General features: G+C 67.3%; 2 protein-coding genes. Both read left to right on the top strand.

What is annotated here, in order from left to right; all coding sequences use genetic code 11:
* On the top strand, positions 1 to 279 hold a 279-nt coding region (locus tag G6018_RS04260; RefSeq protein ID WP_182638852.1), incomplete at its 5' end, for a GNAT family N-acetyltransferase.
* A 246-nt stretch (positions 280 to 525) separates the two neighbouring features.
* On the top strand, positions 526 to 1,629 hold a 1,104-nt coding region (pstS, locus tag G6018_RS04255), incomplete at its 3' end, for a phosphate ABC transporter substrate-binding protein PstS (protein WP_182611017.1).

Here is a 1,629-nt window from a genome sequence, read left to right as displayed (position 1 = left end):
CCGGTGCCCCGGCTCGCGGGCTTCCACTGGACCAAGACGGTGAGTGAGCCCGGTTCCCCCGTGGAGGGCGAGGTCTACGTCGTGGCGGTCGACCCGTCCGACCAGGGGCGCGGGCTCGGAGGGCTGCTCACCTCGCTGGGGGTAGCTCACCTGGAGGGTCCGGTGGGCGCGGAGTCGGTCGTCCTCTACGTGGAGGGTGACAACGCGGCGGCCATCCGGACCTACGAGAAGCTCGGATTCACCGTCGAGCACCGCGATGTGACCTACGCCTCGGCGTGAGACCCCCGTCCGGGGACCTCGGAGGTCGGCGATCACCCCAGGTGGGGGCGCCGTACGAATCCCCCGAGAGGTCATAACCGTGACGCATCCACTGAGTTCATCTCTCGTTCATCTCGACCGGCGAGACCGTTCATATCGGACCCTTAGGTTCTGTGCTCGTCGGGACTCGGTATCGGCCCGGCTTTGTGTTGCAGTCGCCAAAGACGTGTTCGGGGGGCTATCCGCCGGACGAACCAAGGAGATTCAGTGAACCTCAAGCGCACCGGTGCTCTTCTCGGCCTCACCGCCCTCACGGCGGTCGGGCTCGCCGCCTGCTCGGATGACAACACCGGAAGCGGTGACACCGCGGCGCAGAGTGTCTCCGACGCGGAATGCGCGGGCAAGGAGACCCTGACCGCGTCGGGCTCCTCCGCCCAGAACAACGCCATGACGATCTTCGCCAACTCCTACGCCATGAGCTGCGAGGGTCAGACGCTGAACTACAACTCCAACGGCTCCGGCGCCGGCGTGAGCGAGTTCACCGGCGGGATCACGGACTTCGGTGGATCCGATTCCCCGCTCAAGGATGCCGACTACGCGGCGGCCGAGGAGCGGTGCGACTCCGAGGCGTGGCACATCCCCGCCGTCTTCGGCCCGATCGCCGTGGCCTACAACCTCGACGGCGTCGAGTTGAAGCTCTCCGGCCCCACCCTCGCCAAGATCTTCAACGGTGAGATCACCACGTGGAACGACCCGGCGATCGCCGAGGAGAACGAGGGCACGGACCTCCCGGACGAGCCCATCACCGTGATCTTCCGGTCGGACGAGTCCGGCACGACCGACAACTTCCAGAAGTACCTGGAGGCGGCGTCGGAGGGTGCGTGGACGCAGGGCGCCGGCAAGACCTTCACCGGTGGTGTCGGCGAGGGCGCCCGCGGCAACGAGGGTGTCTCGGGTGCCATCGGGCAGACCCCGGGGACCATCACGTACACCGAGTGGTCGTACGCGAAGAACCAGGACCTCTCGATGGTCAAGGTCATCACCCCGGCGGACCCGGAGGGCGTCGAGCTCAACGCCGAGACCTCGGGTGTGACCATCGACTCGGCGCGGCTCCAGAACGAGGGCACCAACGACCTCGTCATCGACACCTCGTCGTTCTACGTCCCCGAGGCCGCCGGCGCCTACCCCATCATCCTCCCCACCTACGAGATCGTCTGCTCCTCGTACGCGGATCCGGAGACCGCCGCGGCCGTCCGGTCGTTCCTCAACATCGCGGTGGCCGAGGACGTCCAGGCACAGCTCGAGGACGAGGGCTACATCCCCGTGCCCGACGCCTTCCGCGAGCAGCTCCTGACCGCCATCTCCGAGATC

Origin of the sequence: Dietzia sp. DQ11-44, assembly GCF_014145205.1 — a bacterium.
In the GTDB taxonomy this organism is placed as follows: Bacteria; Actinomycetota; Actinomycetes; order Mycobacteriales; family Mycobacteriaceae; genus Dietzia; species Dietzia natronolimnaea.
The sequence above is the reverse complement of the archived record's forward strand: the minus strand, read 5'-3'. Positions and strand labels throughout refer to the sequence as shown.